Annotated in this window: 21 protein-coding genes and 1 pseudogene; 11 read left to right on the top strand and 11 right to left on the bottom strand. The window is 74.3% G+C overall.

What is annotated here, in order from left to right:
* Nucleotides 1-83: 83 nt before the first annotated feature.
* A complete protein-coding gene (locus tag OG802_RS31360; protein WP_329415977.1) occupies nucleotides 84-1,133 on the top strand; it encodes an iron-containing redox enzyme family protein in 1,050 nt (349 codons plus the stop codon).
* Between the two features lie 44 nt (nucleotides 1,134-1,177).
* Complete coding sequence (locus OG802_RS31355) at nucleotides 1,178-1,387, top strand: CDGSH iron-sulfur domain-containing protein (protein WP_329415975.1); 210 nt, start codon at nucleotides 1,178-1,180, stop codon at nucleotides 1,385-1,387.
* Between the two features lie 307 nt (nucleotides 1,388-1,694).
* On the opposite strand, the gene OG802_RS31350 is transcribed toward OG802_RS31355, so the two are convergent.
* The gene (locus OG802_RS31350; protein ID WP_329415973.1) at nucleotides 1,695-2,129 is read right to left on the bottom strand and encodes a subtilase-type protease inhibitor; all 435 of its coding nucleotides are present in this window, start codon (nucleotides 2,127-2,129) and stop codon (nucleotides 1,695-1,697) included.
* A 357-nt stretch (nucleotides 2,130-2,486) separates the two neighbouring features.
* Here OG802_RS31350 and OG802_RS31345 point away from each other — a divergent pair, with 357 nt between their 5' ends.
* On the top strand, nucleotides 2,487-3,062 hold the full coding sequence (locus OG802_RS31345; RefSeq protein WP_329415971.1) for a hypothetical protein: 576 nt from the start codon (nucleotides 2,487-2,489) through the stop codon (nucleotides 3,060-3,062).
* A gap of 100 nt (nucleotides 3,063-3,162) precedes the next feature.
* A complete protein-coding gene (locus tag OG802_RS31340) occupies nucleotides 3,163-4,332 on the top strand; it encodes a lactate 2-monooxygenase (RefSeq protein ID WP_329415970.1) in 1,170 nt (389 codons plus the stop codon).
* 468 nt (nucleotides 4,333-4,800) lie between these two features.
* Here OG802_RS31340 and OG802_RS31335 read toward each other — a convergent pair whose 3' ends face one another.
* The 4 genes from OG802_RS31335 to OG802_RS31320 form a co-directional block, all read right to left on the bottom strand.
* Complete coding sequence (locus tag OG802_RS31335) at nucleotides 4,801-6,438, bottom strand: RICIN domain-containing protein (RefSeq protein WP_329415969.1); 1,638 nt, start codon at nucleotides 6,436-6,438, stop codon at nucleotides 4,801-4,803.
* A 472-nt stretch (nucleotides 6,439-6,910) separates the two neighbouring features.
* Nucleotides 6,911-7,288 carry a toxin Doc gene (locus tag OG802_RS31330; protein ID WP_329415968.1) on the bottom strand — a complete coding sequence of 126 codons (378 nt, stop codon included), beginning with the start codon at nucleotides 7,286-7,288 and terminating at the stop codon, nucleotides 6,911-6,913.
* 3 nt (nucleotides 7,289-7,291) lie between these two features.
* Nucleotides 7,292-7,537 (bottom strand): hypothetical protein, encoded by a 246-nt coding sequence (locus tag OG802_RS31325; protein ID WP_329415966.1) that lies wholly within the window; start codon nucleotides 7,535-7,537, stop codon nucleotides 7,292-7,294.
* Between the two features lie 146 nt (nucleotides 7,538-7,683).
* Complete coding sequence (locus tag OG802_RS31320; RefSeq protein ID WP_329415964.1) at nucleotides 7,684-9,924, bottom strand: glycoside hydrolase family 9 protein; 2,241 nt, start codon at nucleotides 9,922-9,924, stop codon at nucleotides 7,684-7,686.
* Nucleotides 9,925-10,689: 765 nt separating this feature from the next.
* Between OG802_RS31320 and OG802_RS31315 the strand changes: the two genes are divergently transcribed.
* The 3 genes from OG802_RS31315 to OG802_RS31305 all read left to right on the top strand — a co-directional run bounded on the left by OG802_RS31315 (nucleotide 10,690) and on the right by OG802_RS31305 (nucleotide 15,546).
* Nucleotides 10,690-11,265, top strand: coding sequence for a cysteine hydrolase family protein (locus tag OG802_RS31315; protein ID WP_329415962.1), 576 nt, complete (start codon nucleotides 10,690-10,692; stop codon nucleotides 11,263-11,265).
* 400 nt (nucleotides 11,266-11,665) lie between these two features.
* Complete coding sequence (locus OG802_RS31310; RefSeq protein WP_329415960.1) at nucleotides 11,666-14,038, top strand: SpoIIE family protein phosphatase; 2,373 nt, start codon at nucleotides 11,666-11,668, stop codon at nucleotides 14,036-14,038.
* 185 nt (nucleotides 14,039-14,223) lie between these two features.
* Nucleotides 14,224-15,546 (top strand): SLC13 family permease, encoded by a 1,323-nt coding sequence (locus OG802_RS31305; protein ID WP_329415959.1) that lies wholly within the window; start codon nucleotides 14,224-14,226, stop codon nucleotides 15,544-15,546.
* Nucleotides 15,547-15,628: 82 nt separating this feature from the next.
* Here OG802_RS31305 and OG802_RS31300 read toward each other — a convergent pair whose 3' ends face one another.
* The 4 genes and pseudogenes from OG802_RS31300 to OG802_RS31285 form a co-directional block, all read right to left on the bottom strand.
* Nucleotides 15,629-17,695, bottom strand: a complete 2,067-nt coding sequence (locus OG802_RS31300; RefSeq protein WP_329415957.1) for an RICIN domain-containing protein — start codon at nucleotides 17,693-17,695, stop codon at nucleotides 15,629-15,631.
* A 520-nt stretch (nucleotides 17,696-18,215) separates the two neighbouring features.
* Nucleotides 18,216-18,728: pseudogene (locus tag OG802_RS31295) on the bottom strand (flavoprotein); the annotation flags it as partial.
* 297 nt (nucleotides 18,729-19,025) lie between these two features.
* Complete coding sequence (locus OG802_RS31290) at nucleotides 19,026-19,226, bottom strand: ferredoxin (protein ID WP_329415955.1); 201 nt, start codon at nucleotides 19,224-19,226, stop codon at nucleotides 19,026-19,028.
* An 11-nt stretch (nucleotides 19,227-19,237) separates the two neighbouring features.
* Nucleotides 19,238-20,473 (bottom strand): cytochrome P450, encoded by a 1,236-nt coding sequence (locus OG802_RS31285; protein ID WP_329417548.1) that lies wholly within the window; start codon nucleotides 20,471-20,473, stop codon nucleotides 19,238-19,240.
* 428 nt (nucleotides 20,474-20,901) lie between these two features.
* Between OG802_RS31285 and OG802_RS31280 the strand changes: the two genes are divergently transcribed.
* A complete protein-coding gene (locus OG802_RS31280) occupies nucleotides 20,902-21,525 on the top strand; it encodes a LysE family transporter (protein ID WP_329415954.1) in 624 nt (207 codons plus the stop codon).
* A 234-nt stretch (nucleotides 21,526-21,759) separates the two neighbouring features.
* Nucleotides 21,760-22,209 carry a nitroreductase family deazaflavin-dependent oxidoreductase gene (locus OG802_RS31275; protein WP_329415952.1) on the top strand — a complete coding sequence of 150 codons (450 nt, stop codon included), beginning with the start codon at nucleotides 21,760-21,762 and terminating at the stop codon, nucleotides 22,207-22,209.
* Between the two features lie 167 nt (nucleotides 22,210-22,376).
* On the opposite strand, the gene OG802_RS31270 is transcribed toward OG802_RS31275, so the two are convergent.
* A complete protein-coding gene (locus OG802_RS31270; protein WP_329415951.1) occupies nucleotides 22,377-23,507 on the bottom strand; it encodes a cation diffusion facilitator family transporter in 1,131 nt (376 codons plus the stop codon).
* Between OG802_RS31270 and OG802_RS31265 the strand changes: the two genes are divergently transcribed.
* Together OG802_RS31265 and OG802_RS31260 are read left to right on the top strand one after the other, a co-directional pair.
* On the top strand, nucleotides 23,506-24,525 hold the full coding sequence (locus OG802_RS31265) for a glutathione S-transferase family protein (protein ID WP_329415949.1): 1,020 nt from the start codon (nucleotides 23,506-23,508) through the stop codon (nucleotides 24,523-24,525). The genes OG802_RS31270 and OG802_RS31265 overlap by 2 nt on opposite strands.
* A 33-nt stretch (nucleotides 24,526-24,558) precedes the next feature.
* Nucleotides 24,559-24,855, top strand: coding sequence for a DUF4235 domain-containing protein (locus OG802_RS31260; RefSeq protein ID WP_329415947.1), 297 nt, complete (start codon nucleotides 24,559-24,561; stop codon nucleotides 24,853-24,855).
* 245 nt (nucleotides 24,856-25,100) lie between these two features.
* Here OG802_RS31260 and OG802_RS31255 read toward each other — a convergent pair whose 3' ends face one another.
* Nucleotides 25,101-25,493 carry a VOC family protein gene (locus tag OG802_RS31255; RefSeq protein WP_329415946.1) on the bottom strand — a complete coding sequence of 131 codons (393 nt, stop codon included), beginning with the start codon at nucleotides 25,491-25,493 and terminating at the stop codon, nucleotides 25,101-25,103.
* Between the last annotated feature and the right edge of the window lie 85 nt (nucleotides 25,494-25,578).

Below are 25,578 nucleotides of genomic sequence, written 5' to 3'. Positions count from 1 at the left end.
CGGGCGGGGCCCGCCGGACCCCCTGGGACGGGTGCGCCGCACGTCGCAGGGGTGGCCGTGCGGGTGCGGGGTACCCGGCCCGCATGGCACACGACCCCCAAGGACCACGGCTGCCGGCCGCCCGCGGCCCGGTCTCCGCAGCGGTCCGCGCGTATCTGACGGACACGGGCCCGCTCCCGGCCGCCGAGACGGTCGCCGCCGCGTCCCCCTACGGCGACGATCTCCAGCTGGCGCTGTATCTCTGCTACGAACTCCACTACCGCGGCTTCGCGGGCGTGGCCCCGGACCGCGAGTGGGATCCGGAGCTGCTGCGCGTGCGGGCCGCGCTGGAGCACCTCTTCCTGACCGCCCTGCGCGAGGACACGCCGGTGCACGCGGGCGTCGACGAGGCGCTCGCGGATCTCCTGGTCGAGCCCGTCGACGGCGCCGGCGTCAGCCACTTCCTGGCGGGCGAGGGCGAGCGGTGGCAGGTGCGCGAGTACGCGGTGCAGCGCTCGCTGTACCACCTCAAGGAGGCCGACCCGCACGCCTGGGTGCTGCCGCGGCTGTCGGGCCGGGCCAAGGCGGCGATGGCGGCGGTGGAGTTCGACGAGTGGGGCGGCGGCCGGGCCGACCGGGTCCACGCCCGGCTGTTCGCCGACCTCATGACGGACCTCGGCCTGGACACCACGTACGGCCGCTATCTGGACGTGGCGTGCGCCGAGACGCTGGCCACGGTCAACCTGATGTCCCTGCTCGGGCTGCACCGGTCCCTCAGGGGCGCCCTCGTGGGCCACTTCGCGGCGGTGGAGATCACCTCGTCGCCCGGCTCGCGACGGCTCGCCGAGGCGATGCGCCGGACGGACGCCGGCCCCGCCGCGGTGCACTTCTACGACGAGCACGTCGAGGCCGACGCCGTGCACGAGCAGGTCGTACGCCACGAGGTGATCGGCGGGCTGCTCGCCGACGAGCCGCATCTGGCGGCCGACGTCGTCTTCGGACTCGACGTCACGGGGTTCCTGGAGGACCGTCTCGCCGACCGCCTGCTCGCGGCCTGGCGCGCCGGCGAGTCCTCGCTGCGCCCCGCGCCGGACGAGCCCATGGGCGGGGGGAACGCCCTCCGCCCCGAACCCGAAGCGGCCCATGTGCGCTGAGCGCCCGACATCCGACGAGAACGAGGAACTGGTGGTGGTCGTCCGTGCCGAACTCCCCTGCTGACAGGCCGTGCCGCATCAGCGTCCAGCGCCGGGGCCCCCTGCTCGTCGAGGGCCCGGTCGAGGTGGAGCTGGAGGACGGCACCACCGTCTCCTCCGACCGCTTCCGGGTCGCCCTGTGCACCTGCCGCCGCAGCCGCCGCTATCCCTGGTGCGACACGAGCCACCGGGACCGCGAGCGCAAGCCGTCCTGACCGCCTGACGGCCCGCCCCCCGACGCACCGCTCACCGGCAGCGGAACGGCGGGACGGCTGCGCGGCCGTCCCGCGTGAACGCCCTGGGCGCCGATCCGGTCCACGGGCCCGGCACGCACGGCGCCGCCCCGGGGCCGGCCAGTCGGCCCCGGGGCGGCAACGCGTTGATCCCGGAGGCCGGCCGGGGGCCCCACTCCGCCCGTCCGGCCTCCGGGTACGAGATCACTGCGGTCCCTCGCGTAAGGGGCTCGCACTCCCCACTTCACGAGCCTCTCTCGGCGTCCACGGGGACCGCGTGATCCCGGTCTCAGAACGCGAAGAGGCTGCTCACCGCAGCGTTCTTCACGCATTCGTTGGCGAAGGCGCGCTCGAAGGCGACGCGCTTGCCCTGCCACACGCCGCTGACGGTGACGACCACCGGGTCGTACTGCTTCGTGCACACGGCGCCGCCAGGACCCGCCAGCAGGTCGAGGTCGCCGCCGGCGGCGCGCAGTTCGGCGCAGGCACGGGCGGCGGCGGGGTGGGTGCCGGACGGGGTCGGGGCGCAGTTGAGGGTCACGGCCCGGGCCACGTCGACGGTGGCGGCGCTGTCTCCGTGGCCCACCGTCAGCACGAAGGCCGAGGGGGCGTAGAGGGAGGTGGGCGCTGCGGCCGGGGCGGCGAGCGCGGGTCCGGTGAGGGATCCGCAGACGGTGACGGCCGTGAGGCCGAGGGTCGCTGCCCAGCGCGCGGTGTTCCGCATTGTGTGCATCCTTCCGCTCGATTCGGGGGTGTGCCGGCCCGGCCCGATCGGTGCCGGACGCGGCGAGCGCGAGTCTGCCTAGTCCGCCGCCGAATCTCACATCGACCCCATGGGTTTCAGTAACCTTGCGTATTGAATCAGTGGCGTGAAGTCACGGGATTCGAACGTTCCAACGCCTCAAGCAAGCGCTTCATGATCTCTTCGGTCCACTCGGTGACCGGTTTTCATAGCTTCGTTAATCGGCCTGAAACATTCCGCTCCGCGCCTCCCGGCCCGCGCGACGCCCGCGCGTTCCGCCCTCGGCGGACTTCCTTGCGACCCCTTGCGTTCACCGACCAGCGGAGTAATCGTCATTACATGATTACGAGCGAGCAGAACGCGAAGCTGAGAGGCTGGTTCGCGGGCCGGCTGCCCGACGGCCTCTTCGAAGAACTGACCGAGGTCACGGCCGACCGCGAGGAGATCACCGTCGTCGGGCGCATCGCCGCCCCCCGGCTGGCCGAGGACGCCCCGGACGCCGAGCGGAAGGCCGCCGTCGACGCCCGCATCCAGGAGTTCCGCGACCGCACCCGCGAGACCCGGATGGACGTCGCCCGCGACGCCGAGCACCGCTTCCGGCACAAGGTGTCCTGGGGCGTGGTGTGCGACGGGGAGCGGGCCCTGTTCACCCATGTCGCGGCACCCGTGATGACCCGGCTGCGGCAGCCCGAGCGCCAGGTGCTCGACACCCTCATCGCCGCGGGCGTGGCCCGCAGCCGCAGCGACGCTCTCGCCTGGTGCGTGCGGCTGGTCCAGCGTCACACTGACGACTGGCTCACCGAGCTGCGCGATTCCCTCGAACACGTGCAGCGCGTGCGGGCCCAGGGTCCCGACGCGGCCCCCGGCCCGGCCGCGGCGGCGGAATCCGACGGCGGCTCCCCCGACCGCGGATGAGTGCGGCAACCGCTCCCCGCCGCACGCGTACCCGCCGGTATGGTCGCCCTGCCCCTGCGACGCGGGGCGACCACGCGACGGCGAGAGGCGGCACGGACGGATGGCCAGGCACTGGGCGGACTTCCAGTACGAGATCTATCTGAACGGCACGACGGGCGCGGTCCCCCGGCTGCCCACCGACCTGACCCGGCTGGAGGAGATCACCGAGCAGCGCCTCGGACCGGGCCCGGTCGGATACGTGGCCGGCAGCGCCGGGGACGGCAGCACGGCACGGGCGAACCGCGCCGCCCTGGAGCGCCGCCGGATCGTGCCGCGCATGCTGCGGGACGTCGGGGAACGGGACCTGTCGGTCGAGGTGCTGGGCCGGACGCTGCCCGCGCCGCTGGCGCTCGCACCGGTCGGCGTGCTGTCGATCATGCACCCCGAGGCGGAGTCCGCCGCGGCCCGGGCGGCCGCCGCGCAGGGCGTGCCCTTCATCCTGTCGTCCGCGTCCAGCACGCCGATCGAACAGGTCGCCGAGGTCATGGGGGACGCCGAGCGCTGGTTCCAGCTGTACTGGTCCAAGGACCGCGAGGTGACCCGGAGTTTCCTCTCCCGGGCGAAGGCGAGCGGGTTCCGCGTGCTCGTCGTCACCCTGGACACCCCGCTGCTTGCCTGGCGGCCCCGCGACCTGGACCAGGCGTATCTGCCGTTCCTGCACGGCGTGGGCACCGCCAACTACTTCACCGACCCGGCCTTCCTGGCGGGCCTGGCCAAACCGGTGCACGAGGACCTGGACGCGGCCGTCCTGCGCTTCGTCGGGCTGTTCGCCGACCCCGGAAAGACCTGGCCGGACCTCGCGTTCCTGCGGGAGAACTGGGACGGCCCCATCGTCCTCAAGGGCGTGCTGCATCCCGACGACGCCCGGCTGGCGGCCGACGCGGGGATGGACGGCGTCGTCGTCTCCAACCACGGCGGCCGCCAGGTGGCCGGCTCGATCGCGGCGGCCGACGCGCTGCCGGAGGTGGTGCGGGCGGTCGGCGACCGGCTGACCGTGCTGTTCGACAGCGGGGTGCGCACCGGCGCGGACGTCTTCAAGGCGCTCGCGCTCGGCGCGCGGGCGGTGCTGCTGGGCCGCCCCTACGCGTACGGGCTCGGCCTGGACGGACAGGCCGGCGTCGAGCACGTGATCCGCTGCCTGCTCGCCGAGTTCGACCTCACCCTCGCCCTGTCCGGACACGCCACCCCGGCGACAGTGAGCCCGGCCGACCTGGCCGAGCCCTCCGCCTGACACCGGACAGCCCCCCGCCGCAGCCTCCCCGACACCCGGCCCGCAGACCGGACGCCGTCGCGCCCCCGCCCGGCCGTCAGGCCGTACCGTCCGGGAGGGCGACCGGGCGGGCCGACGGCGGGGCCTCCGTGCCAGTCGCGGCTCGAGCCCCACCGTCCAGCGGTCAGGCCGTGCCGTCCGGGAGACCGACCGGTCGGGCCGACGGCGGGGCCTCCGTGCCGGTCGCGGCTCGAACGCCACCGTCCAGCGGTCAGGCCGTGCCGTCCGGGAGACCGACCGGTCGGGCCGACGCCGACACGATCATGCCGGTCAGGGCGCAAACCCCCCTCGCCGTCCTCCCCCGCGCCGCCAGCCGGACCCGGTCGCGCCACCGCCCGGCCGTCAGGCCGTGCCATCAGGGAGGCCGACCGGGCGGGCCGACGGCGGGGCCTCCGTGCCGGTCGCGGCTCGAACGCCACCGTCCAGCGGTCAGGCCGTGCCGTCCGGGAGACCGACCGGTCGGGCCGACGGCGGGGCGTCCGTGCCGGTGACGGCGAGCGAACCGGGAGCCGCGGAGGCGACGTCGGTCAGCCAGCGCTGGGCGGTGGAGTGGTCGCGCACCTTGACGACGACGTCGGCGCCCGCCTCCTCGCCGGCCGGGGCGAGCGCCAGCGCGTCGTCCCAGCGGGGCAGCAACTCGCCCTGCACGGTGAGGTCGTAGCGGACGTCCTCACCGCGGGCGTCGGAGGCGTCGGCGCACGCGCCGAGGATCACGACCCCGGCGTCCGCGTGCGAGTCCACGCACAGGTCGGAACGGGCCGCGCTGCGCAGTTGCCCGTCGTCGCCGTACGACCACGCCTGCGTCTCCTCGGACGAGCAGGCCGCCATCTGGACGGCGGCCCCGGTCCGCGCCTCGCCCCGGATGTCCAGGCACAGGTCGGTGGCCGCGCTGCGCAGCCTGGTCTGCCGGGGCGGAGCCGGCAGCTGGGCGGTGCCCGGGGCTCCCGGCGAGGCGCTGGCCGCCTGCGAGTCGGTTCCGGGGGCGCTGCCGCTGGTGGAGGCGGCGGGGTCGGCGCCGCCGTCGTCCGACCACATGCCGGCGGCGAGCAGCGTCGTCAGCAGTCCGGCCGAGGCCAGGCCGACGCCGGTGAACAGCGCCCGCGGCGAGGGTCCCGCTCCGGACGCCCGGCGGCGCGGCGAGGGAATGCGGGCGAGCAGACCGCCGCCCCGGCCGCGCGTGCCGCCGCCGCCACGATGGCGGGCGGAGCCCTTGAGCCGGACGGTCTGCTGCCCGGCCCGCCCGGGGCGGGTGTCGTGGTAGCGGCGGGCTCCCCAGCCGAGCACGGCCTCGGCGAGCAGCACGCCGAGGCCGCTCTCGAAGTGGCCGAGCTGCTCGGCGGCGGAACGGCAGTAGCGGCACTCGTCCAGGTGCTGCCGCACGTCCGGCAGCAGTTCGCCGCCGCGGCGGATGGGGACGTCGAGGAGCCGGTTGTAGAAGCGGCAGTCCTTGCTCGGGGCGAGTTCGCGGTGGGCGCGCACCACGCCCTCGCGGAGCTTGTCCCGCGCCTCGTCGAGGACGGCGGCCACGGTGTCGGCGTCCATGCCGAGCAGCCCGGCGGCGACGGTGACCGGCTCGGCCTCGACCTCCACGTGCCACAGGACGCAGCGGGCCACCGCGGGAAGCCCCTGGAAGGAGCGCTCCGCCAGCACCCGGTTGTCCGGGGTCATGGACTGCGAGGTGCGCATGCCCCGGGCGCCCGCGGGCTTGCGCAGCACGGGCAGGACGCCCGACAGCGCCTCGTCGGCGGACCACAGCCGGGCCGTGTCCCGCACCGTCACCAGCAGCCGGGGGCGCAGCGCGGTGCCCGGCTCGCCCAGCTTGAGCCGGTCGAAGACCTGGTGGAAGACGGCCGTGGTGAGCATGGACGCGGCGCTCCCGGAGGAGGCTAGGCAGATGACCGCGTAGTCGTGCACCGGCCGCCAGTGCCGGGCGATCAGCATGGCGGTGGACTGGGCCACCTCGCTGTCCGCGCCGCCGCGTGTCCCGGCGGCGAGAGTCTCGTCGGATTCTCCGGGTCCCCCACCGGGCGGGGGGTAGGGCGGAAGGGGAGGCTGAGGGGTGGGCACTGAGCGAATTCCTTTGGTACGTACCTGTTCGGTGCGGCAGGGAGCGGGAATTCGCCTCCGCCGACGAACGCAGGGGGCCCGGCCTTGACCCCCCGCACGGGTGCTTCACCTTTGCACAACCAAGTCGGGCACAACAAGGCGGCCACTGAAGCCACGCTTATTGATGGAATGTCGATAAGCAAAAACCTGCTCAGGGCCGTGCCACGCGCCTTTGGGCGTATCGGTGCGGCCCGGCCGAATTCCGCCCCGCGCCCCGTGTGAATCACGCGCACCCGGCGAGGGGCCTCGCACGCTCCCGGCGCACCGGCCCGCGTAGTTGGCTGGAACCGGCCACTTCCTCGGAGGCCCCGCGCAGGACGGCGGCTCTCCTGCGCGAAACGGCCGCCGGCCCTGTTCCTCCCGCCCTGGGCCGGCGGCCCGAGAGGCAGGTCGCGCGCCTCCGGCGGGCGAACGTCTCCCGGCCGTGCCTCGGCTATATCTGCCAGGACCTCAGACGGTCGGCCGCTCCGTAGACGTCGGTCTTGCCGTCGAGCAGGTCACGGGCGAGGTCGACGAGCGCGCCGTACGGCGGGTCGATGCCGGCGCCGCTGGTGAACATGTACGCCACCGCCGTCGCGCAGGCGAAGCGGGCGTTGGCCGAGGGCAGCGGTCTGAGCAGGGTGAGCGTGTGCAGCAGGGCGGCGGCCCGCCAGGCCGGGTCGGAGTCCACGCCGAGCCGGGGCGGGTCGACCCGGTGCCGGGCCACGGCGGCGACCAGAGCGGAGAAGTCGTTGACGGTGGGCTGCTCGGGCAGCACCTCTTCGTGGCGCTGGAGCAGCCAGGGCACGTCGATGTGGATGACGGGCGTCATCGGTCAGGCGACCCGCCCCTCGCTCCGGACGGAACGTTCGTCGTCCGGGAAGGCGGCGGCGAATTCGTCGGCGTGGGAGGCGAAGAACCTGCGGAACGCCTCCGCGCCCTCCTGAAGCGCCCGGTGCCGCGCTATGTCGGCCGCGGCGGCCTCCCGTACGAGCGCCTTCATCGACGTGCCGCGTTCCTTGGCGATCTGCCGCAGGTCCTCCAGCTCGCGATCGCTGAATTCCACATTGAGGGCTGGCATGTCCTTCACGGTACCGCGCGGGTACTTACCCGTAAATATCGCCAGGTCACGCCGGTGACCGCGCGGTACCGCAAGGGGGTCGCACCGGCCCGTCCGGGCCGCGCCGTCCGGGCCCGTGCCTTTCGGGCGGGCCCGGACGGGCGGGGTCAACCCTGGTCGGCCACGAAGGACGCCATCCGGGCCAGGGCCGCGTTCCAGTTGATCGCGGTCTCGTTGGTCGACCACGACTGGATGTCGTCGATGTAGCAGAACTGCCCGACGCAGCCCTGGAGCTTGGACTGGGCGTAGGGGTCCTGGATGTCCGAGTTGGCTCCGCCGGCCAGGGTCCCCGCCGGCGGCGACGGCAGCTTCGGGTCGAGCTGGTGGGCGTACCAACGGCTGTGCTCGTGCTGGGCGTTGACCTCTCCGTAGCCGGTGACGTACGAGATGTTCAGCGCGTTGCGGCCGAGGATGTAGTCCATCCCCTGCACGGCTGCGTCACGGTACTTCGAGGCGCCGGTCACGTCGTAGGCCGTCGCGAGGACCACCGCGTTGTTCAGCACCTGGTGGCTGGAGCCCCAGTCGTAGCGGTTGCCGACCGGCGCGTAGGGCATGCCGTACGGCTGCGAGGCCAGGGCCGCCAGGTACGCGTCGGCCCCGCGCACCACCGAGCGGCGCACCTTGTCGCGCCCGGGAAGCTTGCTCGGGACGAGCGCGAGGTCGAGACGCCCGGCGGCCGCCGTGCGGGACCAGTCGAACCCGTAGGCGCCGAAGACGTCGGCGGTGTGCTGCGGCGAGTTCAGCACGTGGTCGGCGTACCGCTTCTCACCGGTCGTCAGATACAGCTCGGCCGCCGCCCAGTAGAACTCGTCGGTGACGTCGTCGTCGTTGTAGGCGCCGCCGCCGGTGCCGTCGGCCGCGTCCGCGTACACGTCCGGGTGGGCGAGGGCCGCGGTCCAGGCCTTGCGGGCGGCCGACAGCGCCTTCGCGGCGAAGGCCTTGTCGTAGGGCCGGTAGAGCCGGGCCGCCTGCGCCGCCGTCGCGGCCAGGTTGAGGGTCGCCGCGGTGGTCGGCGGGTGCAGTTCGCGCTGCTGCGGGTCGTCGGCGGGCAGCAGGGGCAGACCGGTCCACTGCGCGTCGTGGATCTTGTGGTGGGCCATGCCGGCGAGCGGCTGCCCGTCCGGCACCTGCATCCTCAGCAGGAAGTCCAGCTCCCAGCGGGCCTCGTCGAGGACGTCGGGCACGCGGTTGCCGCTCTCGGGCAGGGCGAGCGTTCCGTCGCCGAGCTTCGCCGGACGGCCGGTGCGGGCGACGAGGGAGCGTTCGTAGGTGCTGAGCAGTTCCCAGGCGGCGATCCCGCCGTTGACGACGTACTTGCCGTGGTCTCCGGCGTCGTACCAGCCGCCCGAGACGTCGAGACGGTAGTCGCACTCGCCCGTCCGGCAGGGGACGCTCGTGTCGCCCAGGTTGGGGGCGACGCCCACGTGACCGGCCGCCCTGCCGTAGCCGGGCCGCAGGTCGTCGCGGATCGCGATGCCGCTGCGCTGCGTGTAGTAGTACTTCACCGCGTCCAGGCGCAGCTGCTCGTAGGCGGCCGCGCCGATGTCGAACGGCCGGCTGGTCTCGCCGTCGGCGACCAGCGTGAACCCGGCGCCGCGCTTGCGGTAGCCGCCGAAGTCGATGGTGTGGACGTTCTGCCCGGACGAGGCGTCGAGTCCGCGCGGCACGCTCCAGCCGTGCGCGACCGTCGCCCCCGCGCTGTTCTTCAGCTGCCAGGGCAGCTTCGCGGCGGCGTCGGTGACGAGGGTGGCGTTCTTCGGTCCGGCGGGCAGATAGGCGACCTGGTTGACGCGCACGCGGGGCCCGGTGTCGGGCTCGTACACCTCCGGCGGCACCCCGCCCAGCAGCGAGACGTCGTCCACGCAGAAGCGCCACGGTTCGGCGCTCCCGCCGACCTGGAAGGCGACCTGCGCCTGAGTGCTGTCCACCGGCGCGGTGAACGTGTAGGAGTACGCGTCGCCGGCCGGGTCCAGCACCGGGCTCGCCTCCTGCCAGGTGTCGTACGGGGCGACCGCGAGTCCCACGATCGCCCGCACCGCGTGTCCCTCGGGCACCCCGGAGGCGCGGAACGAGAAGCGGTACGTCGTGCCCTTGACCAGGGTGATGTCGTTCTGGCCGATGGCGGAGTCCCAGCGGTTGGCGGTGCCCCCGGGCACGTCCGCGCACAACTGGCCCCCGGTGAGGGCGGCGCTGACGTTGCTGGTCCACCAGGGGTCGGCGGTCGTGTCGAACCCGCCGTTCCTGACCTGCTCGGCCTCGTCGGCCCCGGCGCTCTGCACGGGCAGCGCGGTGAGCGCCGCGCCCAACAGGGTCGCGAGGGACAGCAGGGCCGTTCTGCGTCGTTTCACGTCCAGGCTCCTCGGTGGGGGGCGGGACACTCCGCGCGAGGTCCGTACGCATCGCGTGGGAGCGCTCCCAAAACGGGTTCGCAGGATATAACCGCGGCGCGCCCGTGGGTAGTTGACGGAGCGAAGCTCTATGACGAATGTGCGGAGCGGGAGCCGGGCGCAGGCCCGCGGGACACTCACGTCCGGGACGCGGACGCACGGGACGCGGACGCGCGGGACGTGGACGCGCGACGGGAGTGGGACGCGCGACGGAGTTGGGCGGGCCCGCACTACACAGGGCTCGGGAGGGGGCCCGTCGACCGTGCACCTCGGCGGCCGGGCCGGCGGGGACGACGAATGCGTCCGGCGCGCCGAATTCGCGCTCACTCGCGAAAGGACAGAACCTCCCGGACGGAAAGGAAGGGTGACCGCGCGGTCACGGAGCGAGCACGTCACCGCGACGGCCTGCGGATTCCCGCCCCGTCAGGTTTCCGGCGCGCCACTTCCTGCCTTACCGATTTCCCGCTCTCCCCGCTCGCCGCTTTCCGGTTTTCCCGACTTCCGCGGGTTCTCGGGATTGCCGGCTTTCGAGCAGTCGGGGGTTCCCGGGATTCCGGTCTCCGGGCTTTCCCCTTTCTCCGGACTTTCCTGTTTCCCGGTGGGACGGGCGGTGCGCGGGGGCCGGGGCTCGGGCCGGGTCGTTGTCGGTGGTGCGTCCTAGGGTGGGTCGCAGGAGGACCCGCGCCCGCGGAGGCGCACCGCGCATCCGCCGAACAGGAGGTCATGATGACCACGCTGCCCGACCGGCCCCGCACCGCCCTGCTCGTCGTCGACGTCCAGAACGGCGTGGTGGCGGGCGCGCCCCGCCGGGATGAGGTGATCGCCAACATCGGCGCCCTCGTCGACGCGGCCCGCGCACAGGACGTGCCGGTCGTCTGGGTGCAGCACTCGGACGACCAGCTGGTGTCCGGCGGCGAGGACTGGCGCTATGTCGACGAGCTGGTCCGCCTGGAGTCGGAACCGCTGGTGCACAAGATCTACTCCGACTCCTTCGAGGACACGGAACTGGAGTCGGAGCTGGCGCGGCGCGGGGTGGGCCGGCTCGTCGTCGCGGGCGCGCAGACGGACGCGTGCATCCGCTCCACCCTGCACGGCGCCTTCGTCCGGGGCTACGACGTGACGCTGGTCGGCGACGCGCACACCACGGAGGACCTCACCGCGTACGGGGCGCCCGCTCCGGAGCAGGTCATAGCCCACACCAACATGTACTGGTCGTGGCAGAGCGCGCCCGGCCGCAGCGCGGGCACGGTGGACACGGCGAAGGTCACGTTCGAACCGACCGGAACGGCCCCGGCGAACTGAGCCGCACGGAAAGAGGCCCGCGCCGCCGGTCGTGCCGTGCTCGGGGGCGGGGGCCCGCTCCCCCATGCTCCGGTCGTGCGGGCCGGCCACCTCGCGCCCGGCCCGAGTCGTCGTAGCCGGAGGCGGCGGCGTCCGCGGACGGGGCGGCGGGGTCGGCGGGTCCCGTCCGGTCCGGCCGACGCGGGGTGCCGGCCGTCGCGCGGGCGACGCGGCCGTCGAGTGCCCGGGGGCCCCTCACAACCCGTCCCGGCGGAACGTCCTGTTTTGGCTCTTGACCCGGTGGGGAACCCGCTGTCCGTCCGGCCCCAGGGGGTTCTCGTCCGCGCCCGGACGGAACACACTAGGCTGGAACGCAAGTGACGTGCCTGTTCACGGTGAGTGTCCGCGATGGAGTGGCGAGATGAGCCCGGAGTATCCGTTCGACGAGGCTGCGACGGCCCGGGCGGTCGTCGACGACGCCGGAACGCTCGTCGGATGGAACGACGGGGCCCGCGCCCTGCTCGGCTGGGAGAGCTCCGAGGTCGTGGGCCGGCCCGCCGCGGAGCTGCTGGCCGGACCGGCCCCCGCGCCCACCGGCCCGCGCTGGGACGGGACGGTCGTTTTGCGCCATCGTGACGGCACGCCGGTCCGGCTGTGGCTGCTCGCCCACCGCTGCGAGGACCCGGACGACGGCCCGGGACGGTGGCTCGTCGTCACCCCCGTGGCCGGGCCCGACGGCGCGCTCCCCGCGGACGACCCCCTCGCCTCGGCGGCGCTCGTCCAGTCCCCGTGCGCCGTGGCCGTCTACGACGAGCGTCTGCGGCTGCGCCGGATCAACGAAGCGATGGGCGAGGTGATCGGACTGCCCGAGGGGCGGATCCGGGGGCTGCGGCTGTCGGAGATCGGCGGCCGGCCGCAGAGCACCGAGCTGGAGCACCACATGCTGCGGGTCCTCGCCAGCGGTCGCGCCCAGGACGTGCAGATGTACACCCGCACCGGCGGCGAGAACCGGGCGCACGCCTGGCTGGCCCGGATGGCCCCGATCACCGACGCGGCGGGCCGGGTGCGGGGCGTGTGCCTGGCCGCCCACGACTTCACCGACAACTACCTCGCCCGCGAACGGCTCCAGCTGGTCAACGAGGCGAGCGTGCGCGTCGGCACCACCCTCGACGTCACCCGGACGGCACAGGAGCTGGCCGAGGTGTGCGTGCCCGCGCTCGCCGACTTCGTCAGCGTCGACCTGCTCGACCCGCAGGACGGCGGGGACCTCCCGGCCCGCTTCACGCCGCCGCTGAGCCTGCGCCGCACCGCGCACTGCTCCGTCAACGCGGGCACCCCCGAGGCCGTGACCAAACCCGGCGAGGCGCAGGGCTACCCGGCCGGATCGCCCCAGGCCGACTCGCTCGTCGCCGGGCGCACCATCGTCGGCACCGTGCCCGGCGGCCAACTGGACGCCTGGCTGACCTGGGACCCGGTGCGCGGGGCCCGGGTACGGGAGCTGGGGATCCACTCGACTATGTCCGTGCCGATCCAGGCGCGTGGCGTGACCCTCGGCGTCGCCGTCCTCACCCGGTTCCGCCGGCCCGACCCGTTCACCCCGGACGACGTGCTGCTCGCCGAGGAGATCACGGCGCGCGCCGCCGTCTGCATCGACAACGCCCGCCGCTTCTCGCGCGAGCGGGAGACCGCCCTCGCCCTCCAGCGCAGCCTCCTCCCGCGCACCCTGCCGCGCACCGCCGCCGTGGACGCCGCCTCCCGCTATCTGCCGGCCGCCCGCGCCGGGGTCGGCGGGGACTGGTTCGACGTGATCCCGCTGTCCGGGATGCGCGTGGCCATGGTCGTCGGCGACGTCGTCGGACACGGCATCCAGGCCTCGGCGACGATGGGCAGGCTGCGCACCGCGGTCCGCACCCTCGCCGACATCGACCTGGCCCCCGACGAGCTGCTCACCCACCTCGACGACCTGGTCGTCCGCCTGTCCGAAGAGGCCGGGAACGAGGGCAGTCCCGGCGAGGTCGGCGCGACCTGCCTGTACGCGGTCTACGACCCCGTGTCCCGGCGCTGCACGCTCGCGCGGGCCGGGCATCCCGCGCCCGTGGTGCTCCGCCCGGACGGCGTGTCCAGGCGGGTCGAGCTGCCCGCCGGTCCCCCGCTGGGCGTGGGCGGCCTGCCGTTCGAGTCGGCCGTCGTGGAGGTCCCCGAGGGCAGCGTGCTCGCCTTCTACACCGACGGGCTGACCGCGTCCCGCGAGCGCGACGCGGCGACCGGCCACCGGCTGCTGGGCGAGGCGCTCGCGGCGCACACGGACTCCCTGGACGAGACCTGCGACCGGATCCTGCACGCCCTGCTCCCGCCGGGCGGCGCCGCCGACGACGTGGCGCTGCTGCTCGCCCGCACCCGCGGGCTGCCCGCCGCCCAGGTCGCGACCTGGGACATCCCGGCCGATCCCTCGCTGGTCGCGCCGATCCGCAAACAGGTCGTGGCGCAGTTGGCGCGCTGGGAGCTGAGCGAGGCGTCGTTCACGACGGAACTGGTGGTGAGCGAGCTGGTCACCAACGCCATCCGGTACGGTTCCCGCCCGATCCGGCTGCGGCTGATCCACGACGCGTCGACGCTGATCTGCGAGGTGTCCGACAACAGTCACACGGCCCCGCACCTGCGCCGGGCGAGGACCTTCGACGAGGGCGGCCGCGGCCTGCTCCTGGTCGCCCAGCTCACCCAGCGCTGGGGCAGCCGGCACACCCCCGAGGGCAAGACGATCTGGGCCGAGCTGAGCCTGCTCGACGAGGCCTGAGCGGGCCCCCGCTCCCCCGCTCCCCGATCGCCGACCTCCGGCCGCTGCCCGCCGCTCCCCGCCGTCCGTCCCGGCCGACGCGGCACGGTGACCCGCCGCCCGCCCCGGCCGGTGTCACGGAGGCCCGCCCCGGGCGGTGTGACGGGCGCTACTCCTTGAGAAAGCGTTTACCCGGGCATGTTTACATGGACGGGCACCCGGACCAGTTCGATGGGCGGGCCCGACCGCGTCCCCGCCTCCGGAGTACCGCTCTGAACACCCCGCTCGCCGAAACCCTGTCGATCTGCCTGCTCGCCGCCTCCCTGGTGTGGGCCGTGCTGCGTCCCGCGGGACGGTCCGAGGCGCTGATCGCCGTTCCCGCCGCCGCCGTTGCGGTCGCCCTCGGGGCGGTCTCCCCGCAGCACGCGCTGGCCGAGGCCGAACGGCTCGGGCCGGTCGTCGGCTTCCTAGCGGCGGTGCTGGTCCTGGCCCACCTGTGCGACGTCGAGGGACTGTTCACCGCGTGCGGGGCGTGGATGGCCCGCAGGGCCGCCGGCCGGCCCCGGCGGCTGCTGGTCTCGGTGTTCGCGCTGGCCTCCGTGGTGACGGCCGTGCTGAGCCTGGACGCGACCGTGGTGCTGCTCACGCCGGTGGTGTTCGCGACCGCCGCCCGGATGGGCGTCCGTTCCCGGCCGCACGTCTACGCGTGCGCGCATCTGTCGAACACGGCCTCGCTGCTCCTTCCGGTCTCCAACCTCACCAACCTGCTGGCCTTCGAGGCGAGCGGGCTGAGCTTCACCCGGTTCGCCGCGCTGATGGCGCTGCCGTGGGTCGTCGCGATCGGCGCCGAGTACCTGGTCTTCCGGCGGTTCTTCGCCGACGACCTGCCCGATGCCGGCGGCGGCTCCGACGACGGTCCCGCACCCGAGCTGCCCCTGTTCGCGCTGGTCACCGTCGCCTGCACGCTCGCCGGGTTCGTCGTCGCCTCGGCGGTCGGGATGGAACCGGCGTGGGCGGCGTTCGCGGGGGCCCTGGTCATGGCCGTACGGGCGCTGGTGCGGCGGCGGGCGACTCCGGTCGCCGTCGTGCGGGCCGCCGCGCCGGGCTTCCTGGCGTTCGTGCTGGCGCTCGGGATCGTCGTGCGGGCCGTGGTCGACAACGGGCTGGCCGGCGCGCTGCGCCACGCCCTGCCCGGCGGCTCGGGGCCGCTCGCGCTGCTGGGCGTGGCCGCGCTGGCCGCCGTCCTGGCGAACCTGATCAACAACCTGCCCGCGGTGCTGGTGCTCGTGCCGCTCGCCGCCCCGGCCGGGGCCGGGGCGGTGCTCGCGGTGCTGCTCGGGGTGAACATCGGCCCCAACCTGACCTACGCGGGATCCCTGGCGACGCTGCTGTGGCGGCGCGTGGTGCAGGAGCGCGAGGAGCGGGTCGGCACGGGCGAGTTCACCCGCCTGGGACTGCTCACCACGCCGGCCGCGCTGATCGCGGCGGTCGCCGCGCTGTGGGCGTCGCTCCAGGTCATCGGCGCCTGACCGGCCGGGCGCGGCGTGCGGGACGACCGCCGTCCGTTCCGCCGGTCGTCAGTCCCGCCGCCGTCGTCCGTCCCGTGGGTCGTCAGTTCCGTCGGTCGCCGGAGCCGTAACCCCCGTAGCCGTACCCGCCGTATCCGCCGTATCCGCCGTACCCGTAGCCCCCATAGCCGCCGTAGCCGTAGCCGCCGCCCGGCCCGCCGCCCCAGTGGCAGGCGGACGGGTTGGCGCGCGAGCAGGACGAGTCGTCCGGGCCGGACGAGGAGCCGGACGGCGTGGGCGCGGGACCGGCGGTCGGGCCGGCCGTGGGGGCCGGGGCGGGCGCGGCGGACTTCGCGGCCTTCGGGACGGCGGCCCGGTCCGGGGCCGCGGACGCGGTGCTGTCTGCGCCCCAGTTGACGAACTCCATCTGCGGGTCGGGCTTCGAGGTGTCGATCACCCAGCGCTGTGCGGCGCTGTCCGCCCGGTTCTTCAGCACGAGGGCGCCCGAGCCGTCCGTGGCGGCCGGGGCCAGCGCGAGGTTCTGTCCCGAGCGCGGCACGAGCGTGCCCTGAAGGGTGAAGTCGTAGCGCACGTTCTCCGGTTGCGGCTGGCCGGCGCCGGCGCACGGGCCCAGCCGGACCGAGTAGCCGAGGCGCGAGTCCAGGCACAGACCGGCGTCGGCGGCGCTGCGCAGCAGCCCGTCCGGCTCGTACGACCACTGCTGGCCGGGCGCCGAGGAGCAGGCGGCGAGCACGGCCTCGGCGTCGTCGGCGGGCTTGCCCCCGGCGATCCCGATGCACAGCCCGGACGCGACGTTGTGCAGCCGGCCGCGCATCGCGCCCTGGGCGTCGTCGCCGGAGCCGGCCCAGGAGGGGCCGCCGGTGGCCTTGCCGGCGCCCGTGGCCGGGGCCTTGACCGCCTCGTTGTCCACGACCGAGCCGGTGTCCTCCCCGGAGCCGAGGGCGGCCCACACCACGAGCGGCAGGACGACGATCCCGCTCACCGTCAGCACGGCGGCGGTCAGGTTGCGGCGGCGGGCGCGGCGGGCCGCCTTCTGGGCGGAGCGGCTCCTCCCGGGGCCCGCTCCCGCGTCGGCCACAGCGTCCGACCGGCCGGCGAGGCCCGCGGCCCGCGCCCCGATCCGGGACAGCGCGCCGGCCCGCGACCCGGCACGGCGGTCGGTGGCTGCCGGCCGCGCGCCGACGGCGGACGCGGGGTCGTCCTGCGGGTGCGCGGGGTCTCCGTCGGTGAAGGCCTCGCCCGCGTACCCGCGGGGCCGTTCGACGGGAGCGTCGGACCCCTGGCCGTCGCCGGCCATCCTGATCTCGACGTAGGCGGCGGCCGCCCAGCCCAGGACGCCCTCGGCGAGGGCGGCGCCGAGCAGTCCCTCGAACTGCCGGAGCTGGTCGGCGGTGTGGGCGCAGTGCCGGCAGCGTTCGAGGTGGGCGCGTAGATCGGGGTCGAGGTCGGCGCCGCCGCGGCGGCAGGTGACGTCCAGCAGGCGGTGGTAGCGGTGGCACTCGTCCTCGGTGGCGAGTTCGCGGTGCACCTGGAGGCACTCCTCGCGCAGCCGCTCACGGGCCCGGCGCAGTTCGACGCGCGCGCCGTCCTCCTCCAGCCCCAGCAGACCGCCCGGCACCGCCAGGGGCTCGGCTTCGACCTCGGCGTGCCAGAGCATGCAGCGGGCCGCCTCGGGCAGACGCTGGAACGCGCGGGACAGCAGGCGCCGGTGCACGGGCGGCAGCATGATGGCGGCCGCGCGGCCGCCGCCCAGGCCGTCGTCGGCGCCGTCCGCCTCCGCCTCGGAACGCAGCGCGGGGTGGAGCAGGTCGCGGCGGCCGTCGGCGTCCCATTCGGCGGCGACGCGGCGCACGGTGACCAGCAGATGCGGGCGCCACGCGGCCGTCGGCCCGTTCTGCCGCAGGGTCTCGCCGAACAGCCGGGTGAAGGCGGCCGTGGTGAGCATCCCGGCCGCGCGTTCACCGTCGGTGCACAGCCGCGCGTAGGCGAAGGCCGCCTCCCAGTGCCGGTCCAGCAGTTCGCCGACGGGATGCAGCGCGGGTGACGCCCCCGTCCACTTCTTCAGCTCCGCGCTCAGTTGTTCGTCCGTCGCGTCGAAGCGGCGCGCCGAAGGGGAATTCGACAGGCCTGCGTCATTCACGGTCTGCATTCCTTCCGGAGGCATGCGGCATAAAGTCCATACCATCGGGTAGGCGACCCCGCCGGGGAAGCGGGATCGGCTCGCACAGGGTTCGACGCATCCGAACGTCCGCGGGGGACGGCTCTTTTGGAGCGCGGGGGGTGTGGACGGGAGGCGTCTCGCGCGCACAGTGCAGAAGACATTGTCCGTGCGCCGACAAGGCACACCTTCGCACAGCCGGACCAGGAGGAACAAGAGATCACGCGGTTTCCCGCATTCCCCGCCGGTCCGGAGGTCTTGACGAAACGTCAATAAGGGATGGCGGGTTGGGGCAGCGCCGGTATCGACGCCCCTTTGGCCCCTTTCGGCGAGACTTTTCGACGAGGCTTTCGACGCGCTTTCAACAGGTTTCCGGCGGGAATGGGCCGACGCGTTTCCGTCCCCGGCCTCCGTCGGCTCCGGGCCGGTCGGCTCCAGGCCGGTCGGCTCCAGGCCGGTCGGCTCCGAGCCCGTCGGTTCCGGGCGGACCGGGCTCTGTCGGGGCGGGGCGGTCGAGCAGGTCCAGCGCCCGCTCCCATCCGAACCCGTGGCCCCCGGCGGGATCCTGGGCGGAGCCGAACCGCACGCCCATCCCGCGCAACCGCGTCAGGCTCTCCCGGTAGGCGGGATGACGGGCGAGGGTCTCGTTGACGCAGGGCAGCACGACGACGGGGACGCCGAGTCCGACGGTCTCGCACAGAGTGCCCAGCGCGAGCGTGTCGGCCACCCCCGCCGCCCACTTGTTGACGGTGTTGAAGGTGGCCGGCGCCACCACGACCGCGTCGGGATCGGGGAAGGGCCGCGGATCGCCGGGCCGCCGCCAGGCGGACCGGATGGGGCGCCCGGTTTGCGCCTCCACGGCGTCGACGTCGAAGAAGCCGTTCACGGCCGTCGGGGTGGCGATCACTCCGACCTTCCACCCCCGCCCCTGCGCGGCGGCGATCAGTTCGCCGACGTCCGCGGCGACGCCCGCGGCGCAGACGACGAGGTAGAGGAACGACTGCTGTTCGTCCTGTGCGATCACTGGCGAACCCTACTGAGACGTCGCCCCCTGTGGCTCGACGGGGGTGTTCGACGGAGGCGCTCCGGGAGGTGACGGAGGGCTGCCCGTGATGCTCGCCGTGCGCCGGGCCGGCCTCGACGCGTCCGCCGCCGACTGCTCGGCCAACCGCACCCGGCCACTCCCGGTGTCCCGGCCGTCGAGGAGCGGTCCCCCCGGTCGACCGGTTCCCGGTCGGCGTCAGCGCCCGCCCGACCTCGGCCCGACAGGCGTCAGCCCGCCCGCCGTCGGCCCGACAGGCGTCCGTGAGCCCTGCGGGCGTCATTCCGGCGGAACGGACAAGGTGATCGCGCCGACCGGGCAGGCGCGTACCGCCTCGTGGAGCATCGGGTCGCGCCCGGCGTCCTCGCGGCCGGGCAGGACGGTGCTGAAGCCGTCGTCGTCCTGGGTGAAGACGCCCGGGGCGGCGAGGGCGCACTGGCCGGCGCCGATGCAGACGTCCGTGTCGATGTGGATGTCCATGGTCCGGCCCCTCACCAGGTCACGGGGAGTTCCAGCATCCCCTGGATCGTGTCGCCGGGCTTGAACCGGGCCTCTTCGGCCGGGACGGCCAGGCGCAGTGCGGGCAGTCGGGCGAGGAGCGTGCCGAGGGCGATCTCCAGTTCGGCGCGTGCCAGGTTCTGGCCCAGGCACTGGTGGATCCCGAACCCGAAGGCCACGTGGTGGCGGGCGGAGCGGCTCCAGTCGAGGGCGTCCGGCGAGGGGAAGGCGCTCTCGTCGCGGTTGATGACGGAGGTCGCGAAGACCACGCCCTCGCCGGCCCGGATCGTCGTCCCGTCCACCTCGATGTCCTCGGTGGCCTGCCGCAGCAGTCCGTCCGCGATGGACAGCATCCGCATCAGCTCCTCGACGGCCGCCGGCAGCAGCGTCGGGTCGGCGCGCAGCTCGGCCAGCCGCTCCGGGTGCTGGAGCAGGGTGTAGACGCCGAGGGAGATCATGTTGGCGGTCGTCTCGTGTCCGGCGACCAGCAGGATCGTGGCCAGCGCGACGGCCTCCCGGCGGTCGACCGTGCCTTCGCGCACCTGCTGGTCCACCAGGGCGTCGAGGACGCCGTCGCCGGACGGGTCCTCCAGCTTGCGGTCGATCAGCGCGCCGAGGTAGGCGTCGAGGCGGTCGCGTGCGTCGCGCACCTCCTGCTGCACCCGGCTGCGCAGCAGACGCCGCGACTGCTCCTCGAAGAACTCGTGGTCGGCGTACGGCACACCGAGCAGTTCGCAGATCACCGTGGACGGAACGGGCAGCGCGAAGGCGCTCACCAGTTCCGCGGGCGGCCCCTGGGCGAGCATCGCGTCGATCCGCTCGTCGACGACGCGCTGGATGGCCGGGCGCATGGCCGTGGCGCGCTTGAGGGTGAAGTTCGCCAGCACGAGCCGGCGCTGGGCGTGGTGCTCGGGGTCGTCCACGTTGAGCAGGGCGGCCTTGCGGTCGGGCAGGGCCCGCAGCCGGGGCGAGGTCGCCGGGTAGCCGGGGCGGGTGCGGTCGGTCGACAGCCGGGAGTCGGAGAGCAGGGCGCGGGCCGCCTCGTGCCCGGTGACCAGCCAGGCGGTGCTGCCGTCGTAGAGGGTGACGCGCGCGAGGGGGCGGGAGGCGCGCAGGGGGTCGTAGGCGGCCGGGGGCCGGTAGGGGCAGGTGCGGTCCTGGGGGAAGGCCACGGGGACCGGCTCCCCGGCGGGCGCGCCGGCCGGGTCGGCGCCGGTGCGGGCGGGCATCCGGCTGTCCGTGGCGTCCGGGGCGTCCGCGGCGTCCGCGGCGGTCTCCGCGTCCGTCGTGACCTGGGTGTCCGTGGTGACCTGGGTGTCCGTCATGGTGACCTCGCAGACGAGGGGTGCGTCCTGCCGATCTTCATTAGATGCCCCGGGCACCTATAAGGCGACGCGGAGTTCGGCCAGATCGACGAATCGGGCGATAAGGCCGGAATCGTTCGCTCCGGTGTTCCGCCCGGACGGCGGATCAGGCGTTCTCGGCGGCGGCGCCGACGGACGCCCGGGGAAAAACAGTTGCCGCCGGCCGGTCGCCACCCGCACCATCCGGCCATGTCCCTCGACGAAACCCTGCCGCTGCCGATGTCCGCCGCCGTCTCCCCGGCCCCGGTCCAGCAGCAGCCCGGCGTCCCCCGGAGGCCCGGCCCCGCCGCCACGTGACGGCCGCGCTGGTCGCGGGCCTGGTCGCGGGATACGGCATCGCCGTACCCGTCGGCGCGGTCGCGACCTACCTCGTCTCCCTCACCGCCCGCACCTCCCTGCGCACCGGCGTGTGCGCCGCGCTCGGCGTCGCCGCCGCCGACGGGCTGTACGCCCTGGTCGCCACGGTCGGGGGCGCCGCCGTCGCCGCCGTGCTGCGGCCGGTGCTGACGCCCCTGCGCTGGGCCTCGGCCCTGGTGCTGCTCGTGCTGGCGGCCCGGGGCGCGGCCACAGCGGTGCGGCAGTACCGGGCGCACCGGCTCAGCACCCGTTCCGCCCCGCCCCCGCCGAGCCCGGCCCGGGCCTTCCTGAGCCTGCTCGGCATCACCCTCCTCAACCCGACGACCGTGATCTACTTCGCCGCGCTGGTCCTGGGCAACGGCGCCGACGACGCCGTACGTCCCATGCAGCAGGGCGTGTTCGTGCTGGCGGCGTTCGCCGCGTCGGCGAGCTGGCAGGTGCTGCTCGCCGCGGGCGGGGCGCTGCTGGGCCGCGCCCTGACCGGTCACCGCGGCCGGCTGGCGACGGCGCTCGTGTCGAGCGCGGTGATGACGGCGCTCGCGGTGCGCATGGTGGCGTAGGTCCGCGGCCGTACGGATGAAACGGGCGGGTACCGGTGGTGAAGCACGACGCGGGAGGACGTGTGCCCGGCCGGTGCGCGAGGAACGGATCCACGAGGAACGGACGTACGCGGAACCGATGCGGCCGGACCGGCGCGGGCCGGGCCGGCGCAGGCGACCGGCGTACGCCGGACCGCACGCACGCGGTGCCGGCGCACGCGGGACCCGCGAAGACGACGAAGGGGAAAGGAAGCCATGCCTCTCGAAGGCGAGTACGAGCCCAGCCCGGAGCAGTGGGTGCGCGACCAGGTGGAGCAGTACGAACGCTCCGGCGGCAAGGAGGGAACGACCCTGCGGGACACGGGGCTGCCCGTCATCCTCCTGACGACCCGGGGCGCGAAGAGCGGGAAGCTGCGCAAGACGCCGCTGATGCGGGTCGAGCACGACGGCCGGTACGCCCTGGTCGCCTCCCAGGGCGGCGCGCCGAAGCATCCGGTCTGGTACCACAACGTCAAGGCCGAGCCGCACGTCGAGCTCCAGGACGGGCCGCGCAAGCAGGACATGACGGCCCGTGAGGTCACCGGCGCGGAGAAGGCCGAGTGGTGGGAGCGGGCCGTCGCCGCCTATCCCCCGTACGCGGACTACCAGAAGAAGACGGACCGGGAGATCCCCGTGTTCGTCGTGGAGCCGGACCGCGCCGGCTGACCCGCACGAGGCACACCGGCCCCTCGGGGCGCGGAAGGGCCCTCCGCCAGGCGGAGGGCCCTTCCCTGTGGACCCGGCCTGCGAAGGGCCTTGCGCGCCGATCTGCCGCGCTGGGAAGAGATTCCGGCGGCGGCCGCATGAACGCGTCCGCACCGGGCAGCCGGGTGTCAGGCCCCGCCGCGCTCCCCCGTCGCGGCGGGGCTCTCCCCTGCCTCGCGGGCGAGGCGGTCGGTCACGTCGAGGAAGATCTGGTCGGCCTCGGGGACCACGCCGGCGATCGAGCGCTTGATGCGGACGGCGACCTCCTCCACCCGCTCGCTGTCCAGACCCGGCACGAGGTCGATGCGGGCGGCCACCAGGGCCGACTCCAGGCCCATCTTCATCGTGAAGAGGGCCTCCACGCTGTCGATCTCGGGCTGGGCGTCGAGCAGCGCGCGGATGCGCGAACCGGTCTCGGGGTCGGCGGCCTCGCCGATGAGCTGGTCGCGGGCCTCGCGGCCGAGCCGGTAGGCGACGAAGACGAGCAGCGCGCCGATCGCCAGCGACGCGGACGCCTCCCACACGACCTGCCCGGTGACCATGTGCAGGGCCATCCCGGCCGCGGCCAGGGTGACGCCGAGCACCGCCGTGCCGTCCTCGGCGACGACCGTGCGCAGGGCCGGGTCGCGCAGTCCCGCGACCGCGCCGCCCTGTCCGCGCACCTGGTGCAGCGCCCGCAGCAGCGAGGCGCCCTCCGCCAGGAAGGAGACGCCGAGCACGACGAGACCGGCCACGTAACCGCTCGTCTTCTCGTCCGCGCCCGACCGCAGGGCCTCGACGCCCTGGAAGAAGGAGAAGCAGCCGCCCATGACGAAGATCCCGACGGCGGCGAGCAGCGACCAGAAGAACCGCTCCTTGCCGTAGCCGAAGGGGTGCCGGCGGTCGGCGGGGCGGCGGCTGCGGCGCAGCGCGGCGAGGAGGAAGACCTCGTTCAGGCTGTCGGCCACGGAGTGCGCGGCCTCCGACAGCAGCGCGGGCGAGCCCGCGAGCAGGCCGCCGACCGCTTTCGCCGCCGCGATGATCAGGTTGGCGGCGAGGGCCACCAGGACCGTGACGCGTGTGTTGCGGTCGGCGTTCCCTTCGGCACCGCGATCGCCTTTCTCCGGGGTCGTCCGTTCGCCTGTGCGTTCGGCGTTCCGTGTTGAAGATGTCCCGCTCACGTTCGCCGACTGCCCCGGCGGGTGCGGCTCACACCGTGCCGTCGGCGGAAATCGGGGAACGCGGTGAGCAGGGAACGCACCGGCATCGGGAGGAAGCATGGGCGACGGGGACGGCGGCAACAGCGCGTACGGGCACAAGTCGTTCGACCGGTCCGCGAGCCGTTTCACGGACCGGGTCACGGCCGACGGCCGCGACGGCTGGCCGGTGGAGGCCGGCAGGTACCGGCTGGTCGTCAGCCGCGCCTGCCCGTGGGCGAGCCGGGCGGTGATCTCGCGGCGGCTCCTCGGCCTGGAGGACGCGCTGTCGATGGCGATCGCCGACCCGATCCAGGACGACCGCAGCTGGCGCTTCACCCTCGACCCGGACGGCCGTGACCCGGTGCTCGGCATCCGGTACCTGAGCGAGGCCTACGAACGGCACGAGAGCGATCCGCCGGGCGGGGTCAGCGTGCCCGCCCTGGTGGACGTGCCCAGCGGGAAGCTCGTCACCAACGACTACCAGCAGCTCACCCTCGACCTCGCCGCCGAGTGGACGGCCCTGCACCGCCCGGGCGCCCCCGATCTGTACCCCGAACAGCTGCGCGACCAGATCGACACGGTGATGGCCGGGGTGTACGAGGACGTCAACAACGGCGTGTACCGGGCGGGTTTCGCGACCGGGCAGAAGGAGTACGAGGAGGCGTGCGCGGGCGTCTTCCGGCGTCTGGAGCTGCTGGCGTCGCGGCTGACCGGTCAGCGGTACCTGGTCGGCGACACGATCACCGAGGCGGACATCCGGCTGTTCACCACTCTGGTGCGTTTCGACGCCGTCTATCACGGTCACTTCAAGTGCAACCGCTGGAAGCTGACCGAGAACCAGGTGCTGTGGGCGTACGCCCGTGATCTGTTCCAGACGCCCGGCTTCGGCGACACCGTCGACTTCGACCACATCAAGCGCCACTACTACCAGGTGCACACCGGCATCAACCCGACCCGGATCGTCCCCCTCGGGCCCGACCTGGCCGGCTGGCGCTCCCCGCACCACCGCGAGGAGCTGGGCGGCCGGCCGTTCGGCGACGGGACTCCCCCCGGGCCGGTGCGCGCCGGGGAACAGGTTCCGCAACGGGGACGGCCCTGAGGCCCCGTATCCCTCACACAAGGAGAGACCGACGTGTCCAAGAAGAGGAAACTGCCTCTCGTCTACCAGCCCGTGGGCTTCGCGCTGGGCTGGGCGAGCGGCGCCCTGGCGGGCCTCGCGTTCCGCAAGGCGTGGAAGGCGATCCGGCACGAGGACGACGCCCCCGACGCCCTGGACCGGGACCGCGGCTGGGGCGAGGTGCTGCTGGCGGCGGCGGTCCAGGGCGCGATCTTCGCGGCGGCGCGCAGCGCCGCGGACCGCACCGGCGCCAAGGCGATCGAACGGTCCACCGGCGTCTGGCCCGCCAAGGAGAAGACCGGCCGGGACTGAGCCCGGACGGCGCACGTCCGCCCGCGTCCGCGTTCGCCCGGCCCGGCGCCGCCCGGTTTTCACGCCGGGCGGCGCCGGGCCGGCTGCCGGTGACGCCCCGGACCGGGCGCCCGTTCCGCGCCCGTTCCGCGGCCGGGCCGTGCGCCGGTCCTGCCGCGGTGTGGGTCGGTCCGGCCGCGGTGTGGGTCGGTCCGGCCGCGGTCACGCCGAGGTGCCGCGTCGGCGTGACCGCGGCCGGAAGCGGGTCAGCCCTGCTTCGGCGCGGTGGAGGGTTCCAGGCGCAGGGTGAAGGAGTGGCCGGCCGGGTCGGCGTAGCCGCGCTCCTCGTGCGGGCCGGGGGCGCCCTTGGTCTCCAGCGGCCGCCCGCCGAGGCCGACGACCCGGCGTTCCACCTCGTCGAGGTCGTCGACGAGGAAGTCCAGATGGGCCTGGAGGGAGTTCTCGGGGCGGGGCCAGCTCGGCGGCGTCGCGTTCACGTCCCGTCGGAAGGCGAGCCGGATGCCGTCGGCGCCCCTGATCTCCACCCGGTTGGCGCTCCGGTCGGTCTCCTCGGCGTCGAGCAGCCCCTTGTAGAACTCGGCGAGCTTCTCGGGCTCGGCACAGTCGAGCACCACGACGCCCGCTTTCACCATTGCCATGTCGTCGTCTCCTCCGCGAGGTCGGGGCCGGGACGGGCGACTTGCGTCCCGGAACCATGCGGATACCCCCGTTCGCGTCAGCCAC

The organism is Streptomyces sp. NBC_00704 (assembly GCF_036226605.1).
Lineage (GTDB): Bacteria > Actinomycetota > Actinomycetes > Streptomycetales > Streptomycetaceae > Streptomyces.
The sequence above is the reverse complement of the archived record's forward strand: the minus strand, read 5'-3'. Positions and strand labels throughout refer to the sequence as shown.

Coding starts and splice junctions, on each gene's coding strand:
- OG802_RS31270 (WP_329415951.1), bottom strand. CDS start 23,507: ATGCTTCCTCCCGATGCCGGTGCGTTCCCTGCTCACCGCGTTCCCCGA.
- OG802_RS31315 (WP_329415962.1), top strand. CDS start 10,690: ATGACCACGCTGCCCGACCGGCCCCGCACCGCCCTGCTCGTCGTCGAC.
- OG802_RS31330 (WP_329415968.1), bottom strand. CDS start 7,288: ATGACGCCCGTCATCCACATCGACGTGCCCTGGCTGCTCCAGCGCCAC.
- OG802_RS31350 (WP_329415973.1), bottom strand. CDS start 2,129: ATGCGGAACACCGCGCGCTGGGCAGCGACCCTCGGCCTCACGGCCGTC.
- OG802_RS31290 (WP_329415955.1), bottom strand. CDS start 19,226: ATGGACATCCACATCGACACGGACGTCTGCATCGGCGCCGGCCAGTGC.
- OG802_RS31310 (WP_329415960.1), top strand. CDS start 11,666: ATGAGCCCGGAGTATCCGTTCGACGAGGCTGCGACGGCCCGGGCGGTC.
- OG802_RS31285 (WP_329417548.1), bottom strand. CDS start 20,473: ATGCCCGCCCGCACCGGCGCCGACCCGGCCGGCGCGCCCGCCGGGGAG.
- OG802_RS31265 (WP_329415949.1), top strand. CDS start 23,506: ATGGGCGACGGGGACGGCGGCAACAGCGCGTACGGGCACAAGTCGTTC.
- OG802_RS31300 (WP_329415957.1), bottom strand. CDS start 17,695: ATGCAGACCGTGAATGACGCAGGCCTGTCGAATTCCCCTTCGGCGCGC.
- OG802_RS31360 (WP_329415977.1), top strand. CDS start 84: ATGGCACACGACCCCCAAGGACCACGGCTGCCGGCCGCCCGCGGCCCG.
- OG802_RS31325 (WP_329415966.1), bottom strand. CDS start 7,537: ATGCCAGCCCTCAATGTGGAATTCAGCGATCGCGAGCTGGAGGACCTG.
- OG802_RS31305 (WP_329415959.1), top strand. CDS start 14,224: ATGGACGGGCACCCGGACCAGTTCGATGGGCGGGCCCGACCGCGTCCC.
- OG802_RS31275 (WP_329415952.1), top strand. CDS start 21,760: ATGCCTCTCGAAGGCGAGTACGAGCCCAGCCCGGAGCAGTGGGTGCGC.
- OG802_RS31340 (WP_329415970.1), top strand. CDS start 3,163: ATGGCCAGGCACTGGGCGGACTTCCAGTACGAGATCTATCTGAACGGC.
- OG802_RS31345 (WP_329415971.1), top strand. CDS start 2,487: ATGATTACGAGCGAGCAGAACGCGAAGCTGAGAGGCTGGTTCGCGGGC.
- OG802_RS31255 (WP_329415946.1), bottom strand. CDS start 25,493: ATGGCAATGGTGAAAGCGGGCGTCGTGGTGCTCGACTGTGCCGAGCCC.